The sequence below is a fragment of the Leptothrix sp. (in: b-proteobacteria) genome (assembly GCF_965250675.1).
In the GTDB taxonomy this organism is placed as follows: domain Bacteria; phylum Pseudomonadota; class Gammaproteobacteria; order Burkholderiales; family Burkholderiaceae_C; genus Sphaerotilus.
This window is the reverse complement of the sequence record NZ_CBDFPH010000001.1, coordinates 884,375-909,093: the sequence shown is the minus strand read 5'-3', so window position 1 is coordinate 909,093 and position 24,719 is coordinate 884,375. Positions and strand designations below refer to the sequence as shown.

At 65.0% G+C, this 24,719-nt stretch carries 22 protein-coding genes and 1 tRNA gene; 7 read left to right on the top strand and 16 right to left on the bottom strand.

Features of this window, described 5'->3' with window-relative positions:
• Positions 1 to 41: 41 nt before the first annotated feature.
• From AC5IG3_RS04095 to rplU, 5 genes are all read right to left on the bottom strand, one after another.
• Positions 42 to 692, bottom strand: coding sequence for a PEP-CTERM sorting domain-containing protein (locus AC5IG3_RS04095; protein ID WP_491904999.1), 651 nt, complete (start codon positions 690 to 692; stop codon positions 42 to 44).
• Positions 693 to 837: 145 nt separating this feature from the next.
• Positions 838 to 1,956: a glutamate 5-kinase gene (proB, locus tag AC5IG3_RS04090; protein ID WP_491904998.1), complete on the bottom strand. Its 1,119-nt coding sequence runs from the start codon at positions 1,954 to 1,956 to the stop codon at positions 838 to 840.
• 22 nt (positions 1,957 to 1,978) lie between these two features.
• Complete coding sequence (cgtA, locus tag AC5IG3_RS04085; RefSeq protein ID WP_491904997.1) at positions 1,979 to 3,118, bottom strand: Obg family GTPase CgtA; 1,140 nt, start codon at positions 3,116 to 3,118, stop codon at positions 1,979 to 1,981.
• 94 nt (positions 3,119 to 3,212) lie between these two features.
• Positions 3,213 to 3,470 (bottom strand): 50S ribosomal protein L27, encoded by a 258-nt coding sequence (gene rpmA / locus AC5IG3_RS04080; protein ID WP_491904996.1) that lies wholly within the window; start codon positions 3,468 to 3,470, stop codon positions 3,213 to 3,215.
• A 29-nt stretch (positions 3,471 to 3,499) separates the two neighbouring features.
• Complete coding sequence (gene rplU / locus AC5IG3_RS04075; protein ID WP_491905044.1) at positions 3,500 to 3,811, bottom strand: 50S ribosomal protein L21; 312 nt, start codon at positions 3,809 to 3,811, stop codon at positions 3,500 to 3,502.
• Positions 3,812 to 4,118: 307 nt separating this feature from the next.
• Here rplU and ispB point away from each other — a divergent pair, with 307 nt between their 5' ends.
• The 4 genes from ispB to AC5IG3_RS04055 all read left to right on the top strand — a co-directional run bounded on the left by ispB (position 4,119) and on the right by AC5IG3_RS04055 (position 7,097).
• The gene (gene ispB, locus AC5IG3_RS04070; protein ID WP_491905043.1) at positions 4,119 to 5,060 is read left to right on the top strand and encodes an octaprenyl diphosphate synthase; all 942 of its coding nucleotides are present in this window, start codon (positions 4,119 to 4,121) and stop codon (positions 5,058 to 5,060) included.
• 8 nt (positions 5,061 to 5,068) lie between these two features.
• Positions 5,069 to 5,145 (top strand) — tRNA-Pro (locus tag AC5IG3_RS04065).
• A 63-nt stretch (positions 5,146 to 5,208) separates the two neighbouring features.
• A complete protein-coding gene (locus tag AC5IG3_RS04060) occupies positions 5,209 to 6,231 on the top strand; it encodes an NAD(P)/FAD-dependent oxidoreductase (RefSeq protein WP_491904995.1) in 1,023 nt (340 codons plus the stop codon).
• A gap of 53 nt (positions 6,232 to 6,284) precedes the next feature.
• Positions 6,285 to 7,097: an IS5 family transposase gene (locus AC5IG3_RS04055; protein ID WP_491904994.1), complete on the top strand. Its 813-nt coding sequence runs from the start codon at positions 6,285 to 6,287 to the stop codon at positions 7,095 to 7,097.
• A gap of 6 nt (positions 7,098 to 7,103) precedes the next feature.
• On the opposite strand, the gene AC5IG3_RS04050 is transcribed toward AC5IG3_RS04055, so the two are convergent.
• On the bottom strand, positions 7,104 to 7,805 hold the full coding sequence (locus tag AC5IG3_RS04050; RefSeq protein ID WP_491904993.1) for a GntR family transcriptional regulator: 702 nt from the start codon (positions 7,803 to 7,805) through the stop codon (positions 7,104 to 7,106).
• A 105-nt stretch (positions 7,806 to 7,910) separates the two neighbouring features.
• Between AC5IG3_RS04050 and AC5IG3_RS04045 the strand changes: the two genes are divergently transcribed.
• Positions 7,911 to 8,951 carry an aromatic ring-hydroxylating dioxygenase subunit alpha gene (locus AC5IG3_RS04045; protein ID WP_491904992.1) on the top strand — a complete coding sequence of 347 codons (1,041 nt, stop codon included), beginning with the start codon at positions 7,911 to 7,913 and terminating at the stop codon, positions 8,949 to 8,951.
• 53 nt (positions 8,952 to 9,004) lie between these two features.
• Here the strand turns inward: AC5IG3_RS04045 and pgi are convergent, their stop codons facing one another.
• Positions 9,005 to 10,612 carry a glucose-6-phosphate isomerase gene (gene pgi, locus AC5IG3_RS04040; protein ID WP_491904991.1) on the bottom strand — a complete coding sequence of 536 codons (1,608 nt, stop codon included), beginning with the start codon at positions 10,610 to 10,612 and terminating at the stop codon, positions 9,005 to 9,007.
• Between the two features lie 49 nt (positions 10,613 to 10,661).
• The gene (tal, locus tag AC5IG3_RS04035) at positions 10,662 to 11,618 is read right to left on the bottom strand and encodes a transaldolase (protein ID WP_491904990.1); all 957 of its coding nucleotides are present in this window, start codon (positions 11,616 to 11,618) and stop codon (positions 10,662 to 10,664) included.
• Positions 11,619 to 11,843: 225 nt separating this feature from the next.
• On the opposite strand from tal, the gene zwf reads away from it, so the two are divergent.
• Positions 11,844 to 13,301, top strand: coding sequence for a glucose-6-phosphate dehydrogenase (gene zwf, locus AC5IG3_RS04030; RefSeq protein WP_491904989.1), 1,458 nt, complete (start codon positions 11,844 to 11,846; stop codon positions 13,299 to 13,301).
• A 113-nt stretch (positions 13,302 to 13,414) separates the two neighbouring features.
• Positions 13,415 to 14,269, top strand: coding sequence for a MurR/RpiR family transcriptional regulator (locus tag AC5IG3_RS04025; protein ID WP_491904988.1), 855 nt, complete (start codon positions 13,415 to 13,417; stop codon positions 14,267 to 14,269).
• A gap of 42 nt (positions 14,270 to 14,311) precedes the next feature.
• On the opposite strand, the gene AC5IG3_RS04020 is transcribed toward AC5IG3_RS04025, so the two are convergent.
• From AC5IG3_RS04020 to AC5IG3_RS03985, 8 genes are all read right to left on the bottom strand, one after another.
• A complete protein-coding gene (locus AC5IG3_RS04020) occupies positions 14,312 to 14,575 on the bottom strand; it encodes an STAS domain-containing protein (RefSeq protein ID WP_491904987.1) in 264 nt (87 codons plus the stop codon).
• A gap of 8 nt (positions 14,576 to 14,583) precedes the next feature.
• Positions 14,584 to 15,201, bottom strand: a complete 618-nt coding sequence (locus AC5IG3_RS04015; RefSeq protein ID WP_491904986.1) for an MlaC/ttg2D family ABC transporter substrate-binding protein — start codon at positions 15,199 to 15,201, stop codon at positions 14,584 to 14,586.
• Between the two features lie 82 nt (positions 15,202 to 15,283).
• Positions 15,284 to 16,072: an MlaA family lipoprotein gene (locus AC5IG3_RS04010; protein WP_491904985.1), complete on the bottom strand. Its 789-nt coding sequence runs from the start codon at positions 16,070 to 16,072 to the stop codon at positions 15,284 to 15,286.
• A complete protein-coding gene (gene mlaD / locus AC5IG3_RS04005) occupies positions 16,069 to 16,551 on the bottom strand; it encodes an outer membrane lipid asymmetry maintenance protein MlaD (RefSeq protein ID WP_491904984.1) in 483 nt (160 codons plus the stop codon). Before mlaD ends, AC5IG3_RS04010 begins: the two co-directional genes overlap by 4 nt.
• Before the next feature lie 33 nt (positions 16,552 to 16,584).
• On the bottom strand, positions 16,585 to 17,364 hold the full coding sequence (mlaE, locus tag AC5IG3_RS04000) for a lipid asymmetry maintenance ABC transporter permease subunit MlaE (RefSeq protein WP_491904983.1): 780 nt from the start codon (positions 17,362 to 17,364) through the stop codon (positions 16,585 to 16,587).
• Positions 17,361 to 18,212, bottom strand: coding sequence for an ABC transporter ATP-binding protein (locus tag AC5IG3_RS03995; protein WP_491904982.1), 852 nt, complete (start codon positions 18,210 to 18,212; stop codon positions 17,361 to 17,363). Before AC5IG3_RS03995 ends, mlaE begins: the two co-directional genes overlap by 4 nt.
• A 150-nt stretch (positions 18,213 to 18,362) precedes the next feature.
• The gene (locus tag AC5IG3_RS03990; protein WP_491904981.1) at positions 18,363 to 19,844 is read right to left on the bottom strand and encodes a glutamate synthase subunit beta; all 1,482 of its coding nucleotides are present in this window, start codon (positions 19,842 to 19,844) and stop codon (positions 18,363 to 18,365) included.
• 14 nt (positions 19,845 to 19,858) lie between these two features.
• A complete protein-coding gene (locus tag AC5IG3_RS03985) occupies positions 19,859 to 24,637 on the bottom strand; it encodes a glutamate synthase-related protein (protein WP_491904980.1) in 4,779 nt (1,592 codons plus the stop codon).
• Positions 24,638 to 24,719: the final 82 nt, after the last annotated feature.

The window sequence follows — 24,719 nt, the reverse complement described above, 5'->3', positions numbered from 1 at the left end:
AAAAAGCGCCTCAGAGAGGCGCTTTTCCATTGTGAGTTCGCTCAGACCGAACGTGACTTGCGGCGACGAGCCACAAAACCCATCGCACCCAGGCCAGCCAGCATCATGGCGTAGCTTTCGGGCTCAGGGACGGCAGTCACGGTGACACCATCGATACCAAGGCCAGCACCTGCACCTTCAAAAATCACATGGTAGGGATTGTTGGCGGTAGCAGTGAAGGTATAAGACACAGCCTGCCAGCCCGGACCCCACGTTGCCGCAGCACCAGTCGTACCGACAGGATTGGCGTAGTTGTTGGCTTGCACATCTTCAGACGCGAAGACAGACGACAGGCCTTGGCCGCTGGCCCAGAAATTCACGCTGTAAACACCAGCATCCAATGAGTTGAAAGCTTGATAGATGGTTTCGCCCGCGTCCAGCAGCGCGAACTTGCCACCGTCATAGCCACCAGATCCGGCAACCGTCGGAGCACCAGAGGTACCCCATGTAGATGAAGGCGCCGCGTAAGTCAGAGGACCTGCAACGGACGATTCAAACGACGCATTGGTCAGCGGAATATCTGCTGCTTGGCTGGCAAACGCAAGAATAGACAAGCTAGTCGCTGCAGCCAGTTTGGTGACTGTGGATAGGGAAACGCCCATGGTGAACTCCTTGAAGAGGATTTTGACAAGCTCCTCCGGTAAACGCACCATGCCCCCCAGTGCTTGTCAATGTTGTTCAGTTTAGGGATGCGCCGTATTCCTGCCACCCCTATTCATGGGAGTAGAAACACCCCAATATGAACAATTCATGGTTCGCCCCCGTATTCAGGGGATGCCGTGCAACCTCAGGTTGCCCTTACCCCAGCACCAGATTGTCCCGATGAATCAGCTCAGTCTCATTGGCATAGCCCAGCAGGCCTTCGATCTGTGATGAAGGCTTGCGGGCGATGAGGCGGGTTTCGTTGGCGGCGTAGTTGGCCAGGCCACGCGCGATTTCGATGCCGACTTGCGAGCGTACGGCGATGACGTCGCCACGGACGAAGTCACCGTGCACCTCGACCACGCCGATGGGCAGCAGGCTTTTGCCCTCGTCGCGCAGTTTGAGCAGCGCGCCATCATCGATGACCACCGCGCCGCGAAGCTGCAGGTGGTCGGCCATCCATTGCTTGCGCGCAGCGACCTTGGGCATGTCGGCGACCAGCAAGGTACCGATGGCTTCGCCGTCGACCAGCCGCAGCAGCGCATCAGGCTCGCGGCCCCAGGCGATCACGGTGCTGGCGCCGCTGCGGGCGGCGCGCTTGGCGGCCAGGATCTTGGTGATCATGCCGCCCTTGCCGATGCTGGAGCCGGCGCCGCCCGCCATCTGTTCCAGCTCAGGCGTACCCGCCACCGCCTCATGGATGAACTGCGCGTTCGGATCCTTGCGCGGGTCAGCCGAGTACAGGCCTTTCTGGTCGGTCAGGATGATCAGCGCGTCCGCATCGACCAGGTTCGCCACCAGTGCGCCGAGCGTATCGTTGTCACCAACCTTGATCTCGTCGGTGACCACCGTGTCGTTCTCGTTGATGACCGGCACCACGCCCAGCTCCAGCAGCGTCAGCAGTGTGGAGCGGGCGTTGAGGTAGCGCTCGCGGTCGGCCAGGTCGGCGTGCGTCAGCAGCACCTGCGCGCTGCCCAGACCCTGCTCGCGCAGACTGGTTTCGTAGATCTGCGCCAGCCCCATCTGGCCGACGGCGGCGGCGGCCTGCAACTCATGCAGTTCCTTGGGCCGCGTCGCCCAACCCAGGCGTTTCATGCCTTCGGCGATGGCGCCGGAGGACACCATCACCACCTCGCGCCCCTGCTTGACCAGTGCGGCCAGTTGCACACACCAGGCGTTGATGGCGTCGGCATCGAGCCCCCGCCCTTCGTTGGTGACCAGGCTGGAGCCGACCTTGACGACGATGCGGCGGGCTTTTTGCAGGACTTCACTCATGGTGCGGCAGGGGTCGAAGTGTTTAACGGAAGCGCGGGTCGGTGGGGTCCGGCGCGGGAGCGGCTTCGCTCAGGTCGGCGTTGCTGAGGTCACCGCTGCTGAGTTCGTCGTTGTTGACGAAGCGTGGGTCCGGTGCCTCTTCGGGCTGTTCCTGCATCGACGCCACGTACTTGTAGATGGCATGGATCAGGCCGCTGCAACCTTCGCGGGTCAGCGCGGAGATCTCGAAGACCGGGCCCTTCCAGCGCATGCGCTTGACGAACTCCTTGACCAGCGCGGCGCGCTCCTCGACCGGCACCATGTCGAGCTTGTTGAGCACCAGCCAGCGCGGCTTGGCGTGCAGCGCCGGGTCGTATTTCTTCAATTCCTTGACGATGGCCTTGGCCTGCGCGACCGGGTCGACCGCATCGTCGAACGGTGCCATGTCGACCAGATGCAGCAGCACGCGGGTGCGCTGCAGGTGGCGCAGGAAGCGGTGGCCGAGGCCGGCGCCTTCGGAGGCGCCTTCGATCAGGCCAGGAATATCGGCGACCACAAAGCTCTGGCTTGGGCCGACGCGCACCACGCCCAGGTTGGGGTGCAGCGTCGTGAAGGGGTAGTCGGCGATCTTGGGGCGCGCGTTGCTGATGGCGGTGATCAGCGTGGACTTGCCGGCGTTGGGCATGCCGAGCAGGCCGACGTCGGCCAGCAGGCGCAACTCCATCTTCACGGCCTTGAGTTCACCGGGCCAGCCCACGGTTTTCTGGCGCGGCGCGCGGTTGGTGCTGGTCTTGTAGTGCAGGTTGCCGAAGCCACCGTCGCCGCCCTTGGCGAGGATGATCTTCTCGCCATGCGCGAGCAGTTCGGCTTCCACTTCGCCGGTTTCGGCGTCGCGGATGATGGTGCCCACCGGCACGCGCAGCACCACGTCCTCGCCAGCCGCGCCGAACTGGTCGGAACCCCGGCCGGCTTCGCCGTTGCGCGCTTCATGACGACGCGTGTAGCGGAAATCCACCAGCGTGTTCAGGTTGCGGTCACCGACCACATAGACGTGACCGCCCCGCCCACCGTTGCCGCCGTCCGGACCGCCGAAGGGGATGAATTTTTCGCGCCTGAAACTGGCGCATCCGGCGCCGCCGTTGCCGGCCGCCACATCAATGGTGACTTCGTCGACGAACTTCATGTAATCCCCTTCACAACAACAACGATGAACGCGGTCAAACAAAGCAAAAAGCCCCGGCGAGCCGGGGCTTGATACAGCAGACCGCTGTAGTCGATCAGACCGGCGTGATGAACACCGTCTGGCGATTGGCCGCGCCCTTGATGTCGAAAGACACGGTGCCGTCGGTCAACGCAAACAGCGTGTGATCGCGACCCATGCCGACATTGGTGCCAGCGTGGAAACGGGTGCCGCGCTGACGCACGATGATGGAGCCTGCGCTCACCACTTGGCCACCGAAAGCCTTGACGCCGAGCATTTTCGGCTGGGAATCACGGCCGTTCCGTGTGGAACCGCCGCCTTTTTTCTGTGCCATTTCTTAGCTCCTTTGAGTACAGAGACCGATCAGCCCTGAACCGCGCTGATGCTCAGCTCGGTGTAGGTCTGGCGATGGCCCTGACGCTTCTGGTAGTGCTTGCGACGACGCATCTTGAAGATGCGAACCTTGTCGTGCTTGCCTTGCGCCACCACGGTGGCCGTCACAGTTGCGCCTTCAACCAAGGGCGTGCCAACCTTCAGATCTGCGCCGCTTCCGAGCGCGAGAACCTGGTCGATCACGATCTCTTGGCCAACTTCCGCAGCAATCTGTTCTACTTTAATTTTCTCGCCGACAGCAACTTTGTATTGTTTGCCGCCGGTTTTTATGACCGCGTACATATCAGCCCTTTCAAACGTAAAGAACATTCGCATGAACCACGCCATGAACCATGGGCGCCTCACGCGAAGCCCGAGACTATAGCACAGCCCAGTGGCAGAACCATTCAAGCGAGCGCCAGTCACCGTGCAACCGCCCTTCACGCGAGGGCGCATGAGGGGTTCCTATAATCATTTGATCTTGTTGCGCCTTTCACGATGAGGGGCGCGGCAACTGGTACGCCACAGCCAGCGGCGACATCTCAAACAAAATACGCCCCTCGTGAGCCTCGCCGCATCCCCCTCGAAGACGACCACTCCCGCCCAGTTGATGGCGCAGGAGATGGCGCAAGTTGACGCCGTCATCCACCGCCGCCTGGCCTCGGAAGTCGCACTGATCAACCAGATATCCCACTACATCGTCAGCGCCGGCGGCAAGCGCATCCGGCCGCTGCTGGTGTTGCTGTTCTCACGCGCGCTTGGCTTCGAGGGGCCTGAGCGCTTCGAGATGGCCGCCACCGTCGAGTTCATCCACACCGCAACCTTGCTGCATGACGACGTGGTCGACGAGTCCGACCTGCGCCGTGGCCGTGAAACCGCCAATGCCCTGTTCGGCAACGCCGCCAGCGTGCTGGTGGGTGACTTCCTTTACTCGCGCGCTTTCCAGATGATGGTGTCGGTCAACCGTTTGCGCGTGCTCGACGTGCTCGCCGACGCCACCAACGTGATCGCCGAAGGCGAAGTGCTGCAGTTGCTCAACATGCACGACCCCGACGTGAGCATCGAGGCCTATCTGCGCGTCATCCGCTACAAGACCGCCAAACTCTTTGAAGCCAGCGCACGCGTGGGCGCCGTGCTCGGCAACGTCGACGCCGCCACGGAAGAAAACTGCGCCGGCTATGGCCGGGCACTTGGCACCGCCTTTCAACTGATCGACGATGCACTCGACTACGAAGGCACCACTTCGCAACTCGGCAAGAACGTCGGTGATGACCTGCGCGAAGGCAAGCCCACTCTGCCGCTGCTGCTGGCGATGCAACGCAGCACCGAAGCGCAACGCCAGATGATCCGCAGCGCCATCGAAAACGGCGAGGTCGAACGCCTGCCCGAGATCATCGACATCGTGCGCAGTACCGGCGCACTGGAAGCTACCCGCCAAGCCGCTCGCGACGAGGCCGACAAGGCCCGCGAGTACTTATCGCACCTGCCCTCTTCCCAGTTCACAGAAGCCTTGTTATACTTATGTGCTCAGGCTGTTGAGAGAAATCACTGACAGCCTATCGGGGTGTAGCTTAGCCTGGTAGAGCGCTACGTTCGGGACGTAGAGGCCGGAGGTTCGAATCCTCTCACCCCGACCAAAATTTTTGAAGAAATACCAAATCGCGCCGATGGGCGCGATTTTTTTTGGCCGCAAGGATCTCATGTCGAAATCTAGCCATCCTCCGCGTGTCGCCGTCATCGGCGCTGGCATGGCCGGCGCAGCGTGTACCGCTCGACTGAAGCAGGCCGGCGCGCAAGTCACGCTGTTCGACAAGTCGCGTGGCGTCGGTGGCCGCATGTCGACACGGCGTACGCGCTGGACTGATGCACTGAGCGCAGAACAGCAGGCCGAAATCGATCATGGCGCGCAGCATTTCACGGCTGAACAGCCGCTGTTTCAGACCGTGATGGCACAGGCCAAAACTGCGGGCTGTGCAACTCGCTGGGCACCACGCCTGCAGGGCGCTTCGGTCGAATCTGCACAGGAACAATGGCTAGCCGTGCCCAGCATGCCAGCGCTGTGTCGTCACCTGCTGGCTGACACACCAGTGCACCTGGAACACACCGTGCAGCGGCTGCTGCGCCGCACGGACGGCTGGCATCTGGCAATCGCCGAAGGTGGCATCGCAGGCCCGTTCGACCACATCGTGCTGGCCATGCCATCGATCCAGGCCGCTGCGCTGCTGACAGAACACTGCAGCGATTGGGCGGAGACGCTCGCCGCTGTCCGCATGCAGCCCTGCTGGACACTGATGGCCGTCACGCAGGATGTCGACGTGAACTGGGACGCCGCCGAACCGGTTGACAGCCCGCTGGCCTGGGTAGCGCGCAACGACCGCAAGCCGGGCCGCACAGCTCCAGCAGGCTGCGCCACCTGGGTCGCGCAGGCGTCTGCTGCGTGGTCAGCAGCGCATTTGGAAGATGGCACCGAGCCGGTGGCTCACGCGCTGCGCCACGCGTTGCAGGCGCTGCTGCCGGCACATCCGCTGCAGTGGCAGCACAGCGTCGTGCATCGTTGGCGCTACGCCATGCCGGTGGCAGCCTCGCTCGAAGGCTCGGTTTTCCGGTGGGACGCATTGCTCGGTCTGGGCGTTTGCGGCGATTTTCTGGGCGCGGGCGATGTCGAATCGGCCTGGCACTCCGGTGACGCGCTGGCCACTGCCATCACCGCAGCTTCAACCTAGAGCGTGTTATGAACTTGCCGCAAGCCGTCCGGCGCTGAAGATAAGCTGACCCCGTGACCCGAAAACCCTACCCGAGCGACATCAGCGAAGAGGAATGGCATTTCGTGGCGCCGTACCTGACGCTGATGGATGTCAATGCCCCGCAGCGCCGGCACGACCTGCGCGAGGTGTTCAACGCGCTGCGCTGGCTGGCGCGCGCGGGAGCCCCTTGGCGACTGCTGCCGCACGACTTGCCGCCTTGGCAGATGGTCTACCAGCAGTTCCGGCGCTGGGACGAGTCGGGCTGCTTCGAGGCGATGGTCGCTGACATGCGCTCGGTCATCCGGGTCAGCGAAGGCCGTCAGGGCCAACCCAGCGCGGTGATTTTGGACGGGCGCACGCTGCAAAGCAGTTGCGAGAGCGGGGTGCGAGCCGGCTACGACGGCTACAAACGCCGGCGCGGCAGCAAGGTGCACATGGCCGTCGACACGCTGGGGCAGTTGATTGCGATGACGGTTACACCGGCCGACGAGCAGGAGCGCGCCCAGGTCAAGGCGCTGTGCGAGGCGGTGCAAGTGGCCACCGGCGAGACGGTCAAGCTGGCGTGGGCGGACCAGGGCTACACGGGCGAACAGGCCCGGCAAGACGCCCAGGCAAGCGGTATCGACCTGCAAATCGTCAAACTTCCCGAGGCAAGGAAGGGATTTGTTTTGCTGCCCCGGCGCTGGGTGGTCGAGCGCAGTTTCGGGTGGCTGTCGCGGTTTCGACGGCTCAGCCGCGATTTCGAGCGCTTGCCTCAGGTGCTGGCCAGTTTGCATTTTGTGGTCTTCGCCATCCTCATGCTTCCCAAGGCCGCAGCGGTGCTGGCTTCGGGTGGAAGTTCATAACACGCTCTAAGCCAGCAAGCGACCGTAGCGCACGCCGATGTAGGCGTGCTCACGCATCAGCATGTCCACCCGCGCTGATTCGCGCTGCAGCAGCGCGTCCAGCACCAGTTCATGCTGCAACTGGGCGAAGCGCAGCTTTCCATATTCGCGCTCCAGCGCGCTGGTGTCGAGCGTGATCGAGTCGGCCGACGCAAACGGCAGGTGGTTATTGCGCGCAATCGCGTCACCGATCACCGGGCTGCCGGCTGCGCCGACGATGGCGTTGTGAAACGCCTGGTTGAGCGCGCTCCAGTGGCCGATGTCGTCGGGCGTCAGGTGGCCCTTGGCCAGCACCTCGCGGCCGCGCGCGACGCTGGCCTGCAGCGCGGCGCGCACACCGTCAGGCAAACCGCGCTCGGCCAGCCGGCGGGCAGCCAGGCCTTCAAGCACGCCACGCACTTCCAGCGCGCACAGCACGTCGGCCTCCGAGAACTCGCGCACCACCAGGCCACGCTTGCCCTGCTTGTGCAGCAGCCCTTCCTGCTCCAGCGTGCGAAACGCCAGCCGCACCGGCGTGCGCGACACGCCCAGCGCCTCGGCCACCAGCGCCTCGGTCACGCGGGCGCCGGGCGGGTAATGGCCATCGCTGATGAGCTTGCGCAGCCGGGCGACGAGGCTGGGGTCATGGCCGACGTCAGGCGTGGCCTCAGTGAGAAGGGCTTGATTCATTGGATCCAATATTAACCAAATAGACGGCTTAACATTGACGTTCAGGGCTAAATTTCACAATAATGGGATCCAATCAAGATTCACCCTCAGTGAGGAGACAAGACCATGTTCCCGAAAAACGCCTGGTACGTGGCGGCCATGCCCGACGAGATCAGCAGCAGCAAGCCGCTGGGCCGCCGCATCTGCGGTGAGGCCATCGCCTTTTTCCGGGGACCGCAGGACAAGGTCGCAGCGGTGGAGGACTTCTGCCCGCACCGCGGCGCACCTCTGTCGCTGGGCACGGTACAAGAAGGCACGCTGGTGTGCGGCTACCACGGGCTGGTGATGGGCTGCGAGGGCAAAGCCGTCAGCATGCCGTGCCAGCGCGTGAGCAACTTTCCGGCGATCAAGAGCTATCCGGTCGAAGAGCGCTACGGCTTCGTCTGGGTCTGGACAGGCGACGCCGCGCTGGCAAGCGCCAACGACATTCCGGTGCCGATCTGGCACGACAAACCTGACTGGGCCTATGGCGGCGGCCTGTATCACATGAAGTGCGACTTCCGCCTGCTGGTCGACAACCTGATGGACCTGACGCACGAGACCTATGTGCACGCGTCGAGCATCGGCCAGAAGGAGATCGACGAGGCACCGGTGGCCACGCGCATCGACAACGGCGTGGTCATCACCGAGCGCTACATGGAAAAGATCTACGCGCCGCCGTTCTGGCAGGCCGCGATGGAAGCCAACGGCCTGGACAAGACCGCACTGGTCGACCGCTGGCAGGTCTGCCGCTTCGTACCGCCCAGCAATGTGCTGATCGACGTGGGCGTGGCGCTGCAGGGCGAAGGCGGCCTGCAGGCGCCGGCGGACAAGAAGGTCTACTCGGTGGTGGTGGACTACATCACGCCCGAGACCGAGACCAGTTGCTGGTACTTCTGGGGCATGGCGCGCCACTTCAAGCCCGATGACGCCGCCCTGACCGACGCGATACGCGTCGGTCAGGGCAAGATCTTCTCGGAAGACCTGGAGCTGCTGGAACGCCAGCAGCAGAACCTGCTGGCGTATCCGCAGCGGCAACTGCTCAAGCTCAACATCGACGCTGGCGGTGTGGCCGCGCGGCGCATCGTCGACCGGATGATCAAGGCCGAGACGCCAGCGGCCACCTGATCAGGAGTGCGGCGTGCGCGGGATGCCCGCCTTCGCGGGCATGACGGATCGGGTCAGCCCAGCAGGCGGCTCAGCAGGCCGGCGGTGCTGGCGTCCAGCCCGGCGGTGTCGCGCGACTCGAAGCGCGGCAACAACTGGCTGCACAGCGCCTTGCCGAGTTCCACGCCCCACTGGTCGAAGCTGTTGATGCCCCACAGCGCGCCGCTGGTGTAGACGCGCTGCTCGTACAGCGCCACCAGCGCGCCCAGGCTGCGCGGCGTGAGCGCCTCCAGCACCAGCGTGCTGCTCGGGCGGTTGCCGGGGAAGGTGCGGTGGCGGGCCACGGTCCGCGCGTCCAGCGCGGTCGACGCGGTGGGCGCCTTCTCGGGCAGCGCCTCCTCGGTCGACTTGCCCAGCATCAGCGCCTGGCTCTGCGCCAGGCAGTTGGCCAGCAACTTGGTGTGCAGGCCGGCATGGTCGTGCGCAGGCGTCTTGACAGCGATGAACTCGACCGGAATCACGTCCGTGCCCTGGTGCAGCATCTGGAAGTAGGCGTGCTGGCCATTGGTGCCCGGCTCGCCCCAGACCACCGGACTGGTGGCAAAAGGCAGCGCGTTGCCGTCCAGATCGACGCACTTGCCGTTGGATTCCATCTCCAGCTGCTGCAGATAGGCCGGCAGGCGCTTCAGGCCCTGGTGGTACGGCGCCACGCTGCGGCTGGTGTAGCGGTGGAAGTTGCGGTACCAGACGTCGAGCAGGCCGAGTTGGATCGGCAGGTTGGCTTCGAGCGGCGCCTCGGCAAAGTGGCGGTCCATGGCGTGTGCGCCGGCCAGCAGTTCGCGGAAGTTGTCGGCGCCGATGGCCAGCGCGATCGGCAGGCCAATCGCGCTCCACAGCGAGTAGCGGCCGCCCACCCAGTCCCAGAAGCCGAAGGTGGTGGTGATGCCGAACTTCGCCGCTGCCGCCACGTTGGTGGTGGTGGCCGCAAAGTGCTTGGCAATCGCCGCCTCGCCACCTTCGCCGTAGCCGGCCAGGAACCAGGCGCGCGCCACTTCGGCGTTGGCCATGGTTTCCTGCGTGGTGAAGGTCTTGGAGGCGACGATCACCAGCGTCTCGCGCGGATTCAGGTCGCGCAGCACCGGGGTGATGTCGTGGCCGTCGACGTTGGAGACGAAGTGGAACTGCAAGCCGCGGTGCGCATAGGCGTCCAGCGCCGGCACCACCATCTGCGGGCCGAGGTCCGAGCCGCCGATGCCGATGTTGAGCACGTGCTTGATGCCGCTCTTGGCCGTGTCCCGCACCTGCTCCACGTAGGCCAGCAGCCGGTCGAGCACGCCATGCACGTCATCGCTGAATGCGCCTGCACCACGCGGGGCGCGCAGGGCGGTGTGCAGCACGGCGCGGCCTTCGGTGTGGTTGATGGGCTCGCCGGCCAGCATGGCGTCGCGGCGCGATTCCAGCTGGCACTCGCGGGCGAGCTGCAGCAGCAGGCCGCGCACGGTGTCGTCCCAGTGGTTCTTGGAGAGGTCGGCAAAGATCTCGGGCGCCTCGACCCCGAAGGCGTCGAACCGGCCGGCGTCGGCCGCGAAGGCGGTGCGCAGGTCGAACGATCGGCCTTCGGCCTCGAAATGGGCGGTCAGAGCGGCCCAGGCCGGGGTCTGGTCACAGCGCGCAAAGTTCATGGCTTGTCTCTCCAAGCGGGTTCAGCGGGTGGGAAGGCTGGCGGCAGGCTCAGGCCTGGGTCAGCTTGACGATCATCTGGTCGAGCTTGCCGGCGTCGACCGCGAAGGCACGGATGCCTTCGGCGAGCTTCTCGGTCGCCATCGCGTCTTCGTTAAGCGCGAAGCGGAAGGCTGCTTCGTCGTAGCTCACGGCCTGCAGCGGCAGAGCCTGGGCGGCGGCGGCATTCAGCGCAGGTGCAAGCGGCGCATCGCTGGCCTGAAGCAGCGCCAGCAGGTCGGGGCTGATGGTCAGCAGGTCGCAGCCTGCCAGCGCGGTGATCTGGCCGACGTTGCGGAAGCTCGCGCCCATGACCTCGGTCTTGATGCCGAACTTCTTGTAGTAGTTGTAGATCTGCGCCACCGACTTGACGCCGGGATCGTTGGCTTCGGTGTGGTCGGCCTCGACCCAGCCCGCGCCGGCGCTCTTCTTGTACCAGTCGTAGATGCGGCCGACGAAGGGCGAGATCAGTTGCACGCCCGACTCGCCGCACGCCACCGCCTGGCAGAACGCGAACAACAGCGTCAGGTTGCAGCAGATGCCTTCGCGTTCGAGCTGCGCTGCGGCCTGGATGCCTTCCCAGGTGGAGGCCACCTTGATCAGCACGCGCTCACGGCCAATGCCCGCAGCTTCGTACAGCGCGATCAGGCGGCGGCCACGCGCCACGGTGGCGGCGGTGTCGAAGCTCAGGCGGGCGTCGACTTCGGTCGAGACGCGGCCCGGCACGACCTTCAGGATCTCCAGGCCGAAGCGCACCAGCACTTCGTCGACGATTTCATCGAGCGGCTTGGCGCGGTGCGCCGCCACGGTCTGCTCCAGCAGCGGCGCGTAGTCGGGCTGCTGCACGGCCTTCAGGATGAGCGACGGGTTGGTGGTCGCGTCACGCGGTGCAAACTGCGCCAGCTGTTTGAAGTTGCCGGTGTCGGCGACGACGGTGGTGTACTGCTTGAGGGCGTCGAGTTGGTTCATGGCGATGTTGTTCAGGCAAGTAGAGCAAGGCCGGCCCGGGCGGGCCAGCCCTGTATTGTGCAATTAGAACGTGCGTGGCCCAGGGGTCAAGCACAAGCGGGTTACAGCGCATGCCACGCCTAGGATTGACCACATGAAGAAACTCATGCATCATTTAACCTGAAACTTGGTTACATCCATGGTGCGGTTTTGCACCGACTTCATTGCTAGCGCGAAAGGCCCTCCATGTCCTTTGACCTCGTCTTCTTCGGCGGCACCGGCGACCTCACCTGGCGCAAATTGATGCCTGCCCTGTTCCAGGCCTTTCGCCACGGCAAATTGCCAGCCGGTGGCCGCATCCTGGCCGTGGCCCGCGATGAGCGCAGCGACGCCGAATACCGCCAGTTCATCCACGACCGTTTCACGGATGTGGAAAGCTCCAAGCGCCCGAACGACGAAGAGTTCGCCCGCTTTGCCGAGTTGCTGCACTACCGGCGCATGGACCTGTCCAAGCCCGAGGACTACGCCGGCCTGAAAGGCTGGCTCGATGCCCGCGGCGCCGAGACCGTGGTGCTGTATCTGGCCACCAGCCCCTACCTGTTCCCGGTGATCTGCGAGCAGCTGGGTGCGGCCGGCCTGAACGCACCGCACATCCGCGTGGTGCTGGAGAAGCCGCTCGGCCACGACCTCAAGAGCGCGCAGGAAATCAACCGCGTCGTCAAGTCGGTGTTCAGCGAGAAGCAGGCCTTCCGCATCGACCACTACCTGGGCAAGCCTGCGGTGCAGAACCTGATGGCGCTGCGCTTCGGCAACGCGCTGTTCGAGCCGCTGTGGCGCCGCGAGAGCATCGCCAACATCCAGATCACGCTGGCCGAAGGCCTGGGCGTGGGCACGCGTGGCGATTATTACGACGGCACCGGCGCACTGCGCGACATGATCCAGAACCATGCGCTGCAGCTGCTGACCATGATCGCGATGGAACCACCCAGCACCAACGACGCCGACGCCATCCGCGACGAGAAGCTCAAGGTGCTGAAGTCGCTCAAGCCCTTCACGCCCGAGTCGGTGGTGCGCGACGTGGTGCGTGGCCAGTACCGCGCCGGCAACGTCGAAGGCCGTGCCGTGCCGGGCTATCTGGACGAGGTCAAGGTGCCCGCAGGCAGCCACTGCGAAACCTATGTCGCCATCCGCACCGAGGTGCAGAACTGGCGCTGGGCCGGCGTGCCCTTCTACCTGCGCACCGGCAAGCGGTTGGCCGCGCGCGACGCGCAGATCGTCGTCAATTTCCGGCCCGTGCCGCACCCGATCTTCCCGGGCGCGCACCGTGCCAACAAGCTGGTGATCAAGCTGCAGCCGGAAGACGGGCTGGAGCTGCACCTGCTGGCCGCCAAGGGCAGCGGCACCAGCGATACGCTGGCGCCGGTGTCGCTGGACCTGGACTTCGACAAGGCCTTCCCGACCGAGCGCGTGGGCGCCTACGAGCGCCTGCTGCTGGACGCGATTGCCGGCCGCCTCAACCTCTTCGTGCGCAGCGACGAGCAGGAAGAGGCCTGGCGCTGGGTCGAGCCGGTGCTGACCGCCTGGGACCGCGAAAAAACCAGCGGTGGCGAAGGCCCGCGCGGCTACGTCGCCGGCAGCTGGGGCCCGCCGGCCGCCAGCGCACTGGTGGCACGCGACAACTTCGCCTGGAGCGAAGAGCAGTGAGCTGGGGACGCCGGGCGGCGCAGCCCCTGTCAGCGACGGGCGACCGGACTCCGGGCTCGTCGTCGTTGACGGAAGACGCCGCAGGCGCCGTGGTGCCGAGAACGCCCTCGACCATGCTCGACCGCATCCGTGCCTCGCTGCCCGCCCTCTCCCCCGCCGAACAGCGGGTGGCCAAGCTCGTGCTGGCCGATCCGCGCAGCTTCGCCAGCCTGCCGGTGGCAGAGCTGTCGGAACGCTCGCACGTCAGCAAGCCCACCGTGGTGCGCTTCTGCCGCAGCGTGGGCTACGACGGCCTGGCTGACTTCAAGCTCAAGCTCGCCGGCACGGTCAACGAGGGCGTGCCCTTCGTGCACCGCTCGGTCGACGAGGACGACAAGCCCTGCGACCTGATCGTCAAGGTGATCGATAACGCCGTCAGCGCGCTGCTCAAGTACCGCAACGATGCAGCCGCCCACTCGGTGGAACGCGCGATCGAGGCGCTCAGCACGGCAGCGCGCGAAGGCCGGCGCATCCAGTTCTACGGCGTCGGCAACTCCGGCATCGTGGCGCAGGACGCGCAGCACAAGTTCTTCCGCCTGGGCGTCAACGCCATTGCCTACAGCGACGGCCACGTTCAGGTGATGGCGGCCACCATGCTGGCGCCGGGCGACTGCGCCGTGATGATCTCCAACTCCGGCCGCACCCGCGACCTGCTGGACGCGATGGACATTGCACGCAAGAAGGGTGCGACCACCATCGTCATCACCACCAGCGGCTCGCCGCTGGCCCATCAGGCCCACGTGCTGCTGGCGGTCGACCACCCCGAGGACTACGACCGCTACAGCCCGATGGTCAGCCGCATCCTGCACCTGACGCTGATCGATATCCTGACGACAGCCGTGGCGCTGCGTCTCGGGCCTGAACTGCGCCCGCTGCTGCAGGAAATCAAGAAGAACCTGCGCGCCAAGCGTTACGCGTCACCCGACTGAGATCGGGCAGGCAGCGCAGGTGACCTGAATCGGCACAGCAGCCTAGACGCAGGCTTCCAGCCCGTACAACTCCGCCAGCCGACGCAGGCGCGGCGGCATGTCCTGGGTGCGCAGCGTGAGCTTGCATTTCTGCGCATGACGGCGGCACGACAGCAGCAGGCCCAGCGCACTGGAGTCGAAGTAGCGCAGCGCTGCGCCGTCCAGCACGACGGTCGTACCAGCGGGCAGCGCGTCCATCGCCAGTGAAAGGCTCTGCAGCGTGGGCTGCGCCTGGGCATGGGTCAGGCGCTCGGGCAGGCTCAGCATGATGAGGGTCAGCTCTTGTTGGGCGAAGGCTTGTTGCGCTCGGCCAGCTTGTTGATCAAGCCGTCAATGCCGCTGGCACTGATTTCCTGGGCAAAGCTGGTGCGGTAGGTTTCCACCAGCCAGACACCCAGCACGTTGACGTCATAGATCTTCCAGTCGTCGCCAGCTTTCTCCAGGCGGTAATCGAGCTGGATGGCGTCACCCGTGCGGCCCTTGACCTCCGTGCGCACCACCACCTCGGTGTCTTCGGGCTTGGCGCGCAGCGGCTTCATCTCGACCGTCTGGTCACGCACCTGCGTCAGCGCACCAGAATACGTGCGCACCAGCAGCGTCTTGAACTCGTCCTGCAGACGCTTTTGCTGCTCGGGGGTGGCCTGGCGCCAGTAGCGGCCCACCGCCAGCGAGGTCATGCGCTGGAAGTTCACGTGCGGCAGGATCTTGGCATCCACCAGGGTCATGATCTTGCGGACATCGCCGCCCTGGATCGCCTTGTCGGACTTGATGGTGTCGATCACCTCGTTCGAGACCTGCTTGATCAAGGCATCAGGCGTGCCCTGGGCCAGCGCGGGCGCAGCCGCAACACACAGCAGGAGCGGCATCAGGGCCGTCAAAAATCGCTTCAACATCTTGTGATCCTTCAGGGTGCGACAGCACAGGCTGCGCTACTACAACGCACCACGCTTGCGCGAGGTGCACAAAGGGAGTCTGTCAATGGCCGGCCGCCGGAGCGGCTGGTGATGACAGAGGAGGCGATGAATCATCGGGTTCAGGCGGCATCGAATCCTCGGGCGGGTCACCGTCATAGACCAGGCTGCGACGGCGCTGCAGGAAAGAGTTGCGCACAAAAACGTATTTGTCGAGCGCCAGCTCGTCGATCAGCTGGGTCGCACTCAGCAGACCGGCACGCACATTGATCAGCCGCGTGGCGGTCAGCGTGTTGCGCATGGCCTCGGTCGGGAAGGCCGGGATCGGGCTGGTGTACTGATCGGCCAGAAGGTTGACCGAGTCCCGCAGGCTCGACGGCCCGAACAGCGGCCAGACGATGTAGGCGCCGGGCGGCACGCCCCAGCGGCCGAGCGTCTGCCCCAGATCCTCATTGATGCGCTGCAGCCCCAACTCGGTGGCCACATCGAACAGACCGAACACGCCAAAGACCGTGTTGGTGCCGAAACGCACCACGTTGGCGGCCGCATCGCGCGGGCGGCCTTGCAGTCCCAGGTTCACCGCCGACCAGGCGTCGCTGAAATTCCAGAAGAAGTTGGTCACGCCCTGCTGTACCGGACGCGGCACCGTATCGCGGTAGACCGTAGCCACCGGTTTGACGACGGCGATGTCCACGGTCTCGTTGATGCCAAACATCATGCGGTTGAACGGCTCCAACGGATCCGGCTTGGCTTGGGTAGCGCAACCTCCAAGACCCAGAAATGCGATCAGCAGCCCGGTCAGCCACGCCAGGCGGACGTGGCGACCACTGCCCAGCCACCAGGGCGCGCTCACTTGGCGTCTCCCTTGGCGCTGCCGGCATCGGCGGCCTTGTTGTAAAGAAACTGGCTGATGAGCGTCTCCAGCACCACGGCCGACTGGGTCTGGCGGATCAGGTCACCGCTGGCAAAGCTCTTCTCTTCCGCGCCGGGCTCCAGGCCGATGTACTGCTCGCCCAGCAGACCGGCCGTCAGGATCTTGGCCGAGCTGTCCTTGGGGAAGGCGAAGCGCTGCTCCAGTTCCAGCTCGACGCTGGCCTGGTAGCTCTTGTCATCGAAGGTGATGCGCGTGACGCGCCCCACCACCACGCCGGCGCTCTTGACCGCCGCGCGGGGCTTGAGGCCGCCGATGTTGTCGAAGCGGGCCACCACCTTGTAGGTCGGCTCGAACGAGAGCGACAGCAGGTTGCCCGCTTTGAGCGCCAGGAACAGCAGCGCCACAGCGCCGATGACCACAAACAAACCGACCCACAGGTCGTGACGGGATTTCTGCATGATTGCTTGCCTTCGGCGTCTCGATGCGCCGCCTCAGATCGAAAACATCATCGCGGTGAGGATGAAATCCAGCGCCAGCACGGCCAGCGAGGCCACCACCACGGTGCGTGTCGTGGCGCGCGCCACGCCTTCCGGCGTGGGCTTGCACTCGTAGCCTTGCAGCAGGGCGACAAAAGTCACCGTCAACGCGAACACCACACTCTTGATGACGCCGTTGCCGACGTCCTTGAACACATCCACGCCGCCTTGCATCTGCGACCAGAAGGCGCCGGCGTCCACGCCGATCAGCACCACGCCCACGCCCCAGCCGCCGACGATGCCCACCGCGCTGAACACTGCGGCCAGGATCGGCAGCGCGATCAGTCCGCCCAGAAAACGCGGCACCAGCACGCGCTGGACCGGGTCGACGGCCATCATTTCCATGGCGGAGAGCTGCTCGCCGGACTTCATCAGACCGATCTCGGCTGTCAGCGACGTACCCGCACGGCCCGCGAACAGCAGTGCGGCCACCACCGGCCCGAGTTCACGCACCAGCGACAGCGCCACCAGCAGGCCCAGCGCCTCGGACGAGCCGTAGCGCTGCAGCGTGTAATAACCTTGCAGGCCCAGCACGAAGCCCACGAACAAACCCGACACGCCGATGATGGCCAGCGAGTGGTTGCCAAGGAAATGCACCTGATCGACCACCAGCCGCCAGCGACGCAACCCGCCCGGGCTGAGCACCAGCAGGCGCAGCAGCAGGCGCGCTGCCAGCCCAAGACCAGCCAGTTTTTCGCGCGTGGCCAACCCGACGCTGCTGAACCAGTCTTTCATGGCTGCGCCTCCGGCAGATCGATACCGAAGTCTTGCGCCACCGACACGGCGGGATAGTGAAAGCGCACCGGCCCATCGGGCGCGGCACTGACGAACTGCCGTACCAGCGGGTCATCGCTGCGGCGCAATTCTTCGGGCGTGCCTTGCGCGGCGATGCCGCCGTTGGCGATGAAGATCACGTGGTCGGCGATCGAGAAGGTCTCATCGACGTCGTGCGACACCACGATGCTGGTCACGCCCAGCGCATCATTCAACTCGCGGATCAGGCGGGCGGCCACGCCCATCGAGATGGGGTCGAGCCCGGCAAACGGCTCGTCGTACATGATCAGCTCAGGATCCAGCGCCACGGCCCGCGCCAGCGCCACCCGGCGCGCCATGCCACCGGACACCTCGCTGGGCATCAGGTCGCGCGCACCGCGCAGGCCCACTGCGTTGAGTTTCATCAGCACCAGATCGCGGATCATGGCTTCGCTCAGGTCAGTGTGTTCACGCAGCGGAAAGGCCACGTTCTCGAACACCGACAGATCGGTGAACAGCGCCCCGAACTGGAACAGCAGGCCCATGCGGCGCCGCGCAGCCGTCAACTCGGCACGGTTGAAGCCGGCCACATCCTGACCATCGAACAGCACCTGGCCCGACATGGCAGGAATCTGCCGCCCGATCAGCCTCAGCACCGTGGTCTTGCCGCCACCCGACGTGCCCATCAAGGCCACCACCGAGCCACGCGGCACGGTCAGGTTCACGTCGCGCAGGATGATGCGATCGCCGTAACCACAGGTCACGTGACGCAACTCGACCAGTGCAGGCGAAACCGGCGGAGCGATGAAGGAGGGAAGCGGCAGAGGCACGTTGCGGATGATCAAACCAGACCGTGATGAGATTCACGACCGGGCGAATGATAGGGGAAAGTACCAAGCCGCCGTTTTTCTGTCTTGAAAAGGCCAAACAAAACAAAACCGCCCGAAGGCGGTTTTTTGAGGAACGCGAAGTACGTTCGTTCAGCGCGGCAGCGTGCTGCTGCCCATCAGGAACTCGTCGACCGAGCGGGCGGCTTGGCGGCCTTCACGGATCGCCCACACCACCAGCGACTGGCCGCGGCGCATGTCGCCCGCCACGAAGACCTTGTCGACGTTGGTCTTGTAGCCACCGACAACGTCCACGCCGGCCTTGGCGTTGCCGCGGGCGTCCTTCTCGATGCCGAAGGCATCCAGCACGGTCGCCACAGGGTTGACGAAGCCCATCGCCAGCAGCACGAGGTCGGCCTTGTATTCCTTCTCGGAGCCGGCGATCTCGACCAGCTTGCCGTCCTTGAACTCGACGTTCACGGTCTTGAGGCCGGTGAGCTTGCCCTTCTCGCCGATGAATTCCTTGGTCGACACCGCGAACTCACGATGGAGGATGCCCTTGTCCTGGCTCTCGTCGTGGCTGGAGCTGGTGCGCAGCTTGAGCGGCCAGTACGGCCACGTCATCGGGCGGTTTTCTTCCACCGGCGGCTGGGGCATGACCTCGAACTGCGTCACGCTGACCGCGCCGTGGCGGGTGCTGGTGCCGACGCAGTCACTGCCGGTGTCGCCGCCACCGATCACGATCACGTTCTTGGCCGTGGCCATGATCTGGCCGTCGACCTTGCCGCCGTGGTTGACCTTGTTCTGCTGCGGCAGGAACTCCATCGCGAAGTGCACGCCGTTCAGGTCACGGCCAGGCACCGGCAGGTCGCGGCTCTGCTCGGAGCCGCCCGTCAGCAGCACGGCGTCGAACTCGGCCTTGAGCTGCTCGGGCGTCACGGTCTCGGTCGCCCAGTTGGTGACCTTGGTGTCCTTGGGCAGCGCGCCGACCAGCACGCCGGTACGGAAGACCACGCCTTCGGCTTCCATCTGCTTGACGCGACGGTCGATGTGGGTCTTCTCCATCTTGAAGTCGGGGATGCCGTAGCGCAGCAGGCCACCGACGCGGTCGTTCTTCTCGAACAGCGTCACGTCATGACCAGCGCGTGCCAGCTGCTGCGCAGCGGCCATGCCGGCGGGGCCGGAGCCGACCACCGCCACCTTCTTGCCGGTCTTGACCTTGGCCGGCTGCGGCGTGACCCAGCCCTCAGCCCAGGCGCGGTCGATGATCGCGTGCTCGATCGACTTGATGCCCACCGCGTCGTCGTTCACGTTCAGCGTGCAGGCCGCCTCGCACGGGGCGGGGCAGATGCGGCCGGTGAACTCGGGGAAGTTGTTGGTGCTGTGCAGCACGGTGATGGCGTTCTTCCAGTCACCGCGATAAACCAGATCGTTGAAGTCCGGAATGATGTTGTTGACCGGGCAGCCGTTGTTGCAGAACGGCGTGCCGCAGTCCATGCAGCGTGCAGCCTGCACCTTGGAGTCGTCGGCCTTCAGGCCGATGACGAACTCCTTGTAGTTCTTGACGCGCTTCTCGACTGGCTCGTAGCCCTCTTCGAGGCGCTCGAACTCCATGAAACCTGTGACCTTACCCATGATTGCCTGACTCCTTACTTTGCCGGAACCGACTTCGGGGACTTCTTGTCGCCCTGGTCGTTGCCCTTGGCCTTGGCGATGGTCGCGTCGGCCTGCTTGGTGGCGTTCATCTCGCCGAGTGCGCGCTTGTACTCGTGCGGGAACACCTTGACGAACTTGGCGCGGGCTTCGCTCCAGTTGTCCAGAATGTCACGGGCGCGCAGCGAGCCCGTCCAGCGGTGGTGATCCTCGACCAGCTTCTTGAGCAGCGCCTCGTCGGTCTGGCCCTTGTGCCAGAGCGCCAGGTCGACGCCGGCTTCCTGCTCGGCGGCGGTCAGCACCTTGTCGAGCGCCACCATCGCGGTGTTGCAGCGGCTGGCGAAGCTGCCGTCCTCGTCGTACACATAAGCCACGCCACCGGACATGCCCGCCGCGAAGTTGCGGCCGGTCTTGCCCAGCACCGCCACCGTGCCGCCGGTCATGTACTCGCAACCGTGGTCGCCGGTGCCTTCGACCACCGTGGTCGCACCCGACAGGCGCACGGCGAAACGCTCGCCGGCCACGCCGCGGAAGAAGGCCTCGCCGCTGGTCGCGCCGATCAGCACCGTGTTGCCGACGATGATGTTCTTGGCGGCGTCGCCGCGGAACTCGATCGACGGACGCACCACGATGCGGCCGCCCGAGAGGCCCTTGCCGGTGTAGTCGTTGGACTCGCCGATCAGGTAGAAGGTGATGCCGTTGGCCAGGAAAGCGCCGAAGCTCTGGCCGCCGGTGCCTTCCATCTGCACGAAGATGCTCTGGTCAGGCAGACCGTCCGGGTGGTGCTTGATCAGCTCGCCCGACAGCATGGCGCCGACCGAGCGGTTGACGTTGCGCACGTCTTCCATGAACTGGACTTTCTCGCCCTTCTCGATCGCCGCGCGGGCCTTCTCGATCAGCTTGACGTCCAGCGCCTTGGTCAGGCCGTGGTCCTGCTCGGACACGTGCAGGCGCGGCACCTCGGCCGGCACGGCCGGCTGGTGGAAGATGCGGCTGAAGTCCAGGCCCTTGGCCTTCCAGTGCTGGATCGCCTTCTTGGTGTCGAGCAGGTCGGCACGGCCGATCAGCTCGTCGAACTTGCGGATGCCCAGTTGCGCCATGATCTGGCGCGCTTCTTCAGCAATGAAGAAGAAGAAGTTGACGACGTGCTCGGGCTTGCCGGTGAACTTCTTGCGCAGCACCGGATCCTGCGTCGCGACGCCGACCGGGCAGGTGTTGAGGTGGCACTTGCGCATCATGATGCAGCCCTCGACCACCAGCGGCGCGGTCGCGAAGCCGAACTCGTCAGCGCCCAGCAGCGCGCCGATGACGACGTCGCGGCCGGTCTTCATCTGGCCGTCGGCCTGCACGCGCACGCGGCCACGCAGGCGGTTCAGCACCAGGGTCTGCTGGGTTTCGGCCAGGCCGAGTTCCCAGGGCGTGCCGCAATGCTTGATCGACGACCAGGGCGAAGCGCCCGTGCCACCGTCATGGCCAGCGATCACGATGTGATCGGCCTTGCACTTGGTCACGCCGGCAGCGATGGTGCCCACGCCCACTTCGGAGACCAGCTTGACGCTGATGCTCGATGCCGGGTTGACGTTCTTCAGGTCATGGATCAGCTGCGCCAGATCCTCGATCGAGTAGATGTCATGGTGCGGCGGCGGGCTGATGAGGCCCACGCCCGGCACCGAGTGGCGCAGGCGGCCGATGTACTCGGAGACCTTGCCGCCCGGCAGCTGGCCACCCTCGCCCGGCTTGGCGCCCTGGGCCATCTTGATCTGGATCTGGTCAGCCGAGACCAGGTACTCGGTCGTGACACCGAAGCGGCCGGACGCAACCTGCTTGATCTTCGAGCGCAGGCTGTCGCCGTCCTTCATCGCGTAGTCGGCTTCGATGACCTTGGTGCCAATCACGTCCGACACCTTGGTGCCATCGGTGATCTTGATGCCCTTCAACTCATTGCGATAACGCGCCGGATCTTCGCCGCCTTCGCCGGTGTTGGACTTGCCGCCGATGCGGTTCATCGCCAGCGCCAGCGTGCTGTGCGCCTCGGTGCTGATCGAGCCCAGCGACATGGCACCGGTGGCGAAGCGCTTGACGATCTCGGCCGCCGACTCGACTTCATCAACGGAAATCGCCTTGCTCGGGTCGAGCTTGAACTCGAACAGACCACGCAGCGTCAGGTGACGCTTGTTCTGGTCGTTGATGATCTGGGCGTATTCCTTGTAGGTGTCGAACTTGCCCGAGCGCGTGCTGTGCTGCAGCTTGGCGATGGCATCCGGCGTCCACATGTGGTCTTCGCCGCGCGCGCGCCAGGCGTATTCGCCGCCGGCGTCGAGCATGGTCTCAAGGATCGGGTCGTCACCGAAGGCGGCGCGGTGGTTGCGGATCGCTTCCTCGGCCACTTCGAAGACGCCGATGCCCTCGACCTGCGTCGGGGTGCCACGGAAGTACTTGGCCACCAGGTCGCGGTTCAGGCCGATGGCCTCGAACAACTGCGCGCCACAGTAGGACATGTAGGTCGACACGCCCATCTTGGACATGATCTTCGACAGGCCCTTGCCCACGGCCTTGACGTAGTTGTAGATCGCCTTGTCGGCGCTCAGGTTGCCGGCCAGGTCCTTGTGCAGGTCGGCCAGCGTTTCCATCGCCAGGTAGGGGTGGACGGCTTCGGCGCCGTAGCCCGCCAGCACGGCAAAGTTGTGCACCTCGCGCGCCGAGCCGGTCTCGACCACCAGGCCGGCGGTCGTGCGCAGGCCTTCACGCACCAGATGGTGGTGGATGGCCGACAGCGCCAGCAGCGCGGGAATTGCCACGTGGGCGCGGTCCATCGCCCGGTCGCTGATGATCAGGATGTTGTGGCCGCCCTTGAGCGCGTCCACGGCCTCGGCGCACAGCGAAGCGAGCTTGGCCTCGACACCCTCATGGCCCCAGATCAGCGGGTAGGTGATGTTGAGCGTGTAGCTCTTGAACTTGCCGCCGGTGTGGGCCTCGATGCCGCGCAGGCGCGCCATGTCGGCGAAGTCCAGCACCGGCTGCGCCACTTCCAGACGCATCGGCGGGTTGACCGCGTTGATGTCGAGCAGGTTGGGCTTGGGGCCGATGAAGCTGTTGAGCGACATCACGATGGCTTCGCGGATCGGGTCGATCGGCGGGTTCGTGACCTGCGCGAACAACTGCTTGAAGTAGTTGTAGAGCGGCTTGTTCTTGTCCGAGAGCACGGCGAGCGGGCTGTCGTTGCCCATCGAGCCGATGCCTTCTTCGCCAGTGGCTGCCATCGGCGCCATCAGGAACTTGAGGTCTTCCTGGGTGTAGCCGAACGCCTGCTGGCGGTCGAGCAGCGACTCGGTCGCCACGGGCGCAGCGCCGTCGGCCGGAATGGCGTCGAGCTTGATGCGCACGTTCTCGATCCACTGCCGGTAGGGCTTGGCCGAGGCGAACTGGTTCTTCAGCTCCTCGTCGTCGACGATGCGGCCCTGCTCGAAGTCGATCAGGAACATCTTGCCCGGCTGCAGGCGCCACTTCTTGATGATCTTGTTCTCGGGAATCATCGGCAGCACGCCGGTTTCCGAGGCCATCACGACCAGGTCGTCGTCGGTGACGATGTAGCGCGCCGGGCGCAGGCCGTTGCGGTCCAGCGTGGCACCGATCTGCTTGCCGTCGGTGAAGACCATCGCGGCCGGGCCGTCCCACGGCTCGATCATCGCGGCGTGGTATTCATAGAACGCGCGGCGGCGCTCGTCCATCGTGGTGTGCTGTTCCCAGGCCTCGGGGATCATCATCATCGCGGCGTGGGCGAGCGAGTAGCCCGACATCGTCAGCAACTCCAGCGCGTTGTCGAACGTGGCGGTGTCCGACTGGCCTTCGAAGCTGATCGGGTAGAGCTTCTGCAGGTCGTCACCCAGCACCGGCGACTTCATGACGCCTTCGCGGGCGCGCATCCAGTTGAAGTTGCCCTTGACGGTGTTGATCTCGCCGTTGTGCGCCACCATCCGGTACGGGTGGGCCAGCGGCCACTCGGGGAAGGTGTTGGTGCTGAAACGCTGGTGGACCAGGGCGAGCGCCGAGGTGCAGGCCGGGTTCTGCAGGTCGAGGTAGTACTTGCCCACCTGGTCGGCCAGCAGCAGGCCCTTGTAGATGATGGTGCGGCACGACATGCTGGGCACGTAGTACTCGCGGCTGTGCGTCAGCTTGAGCGCCTGGATCGCGGCCGAGGCGGTCTTGCGGATGACGTAGAGCTTGCGTTCGAGCGCGTCGGGCACGATCACGTCGGCGCCACGGCCGATGAAGACCTGGCGGATCACCGGTTCGGTGGTGCGCACGGTGGGCGACATGGGCATGTCCTTGTCCACCGGCACGTCGCGCCAGCCCAGCAGCACCTGGCCTTCAGCCTTGATGGCGCGCTCGACTTCCTGCTCGCAGGCCAGGCGGCTGGCATGCTCCTTGGGCAGGAAGATCATGCCGACGCCGTACTCGCCCAGCGGCGGCAGCGCAACGCCTTGCGCGGCCATTTCGGCGCGGAAGAACTCGTCGGGAATCTGGATCAGGATGCCGGCGCCATCGCCCATCAGCGCGTCCGCGCCCACGGCGCCGCGGTGGTCGAGGTTTTCGAGGATCTTCAGACCCTGCTCGACGATCGAGTGCGCTTTCTGGCCCTTGATGTGCGCGACGAAACCGACGCCGCAGGCGTCATGCTCGTTGGCAGGGTCATACAGACCGCCGGCGGCAAGCGCGGCGATCTCGGAACGGGTGGTAGGGACTTGGGACTCGGGTCCCGAGGCTGCCTGGCTCATGGCGCACTCCTAGCGATGACTGAAAACGCACGCAATTTACTGCAGTGCAGCGTAAGCTTCAAGAAATAATAATTGGGGTCAG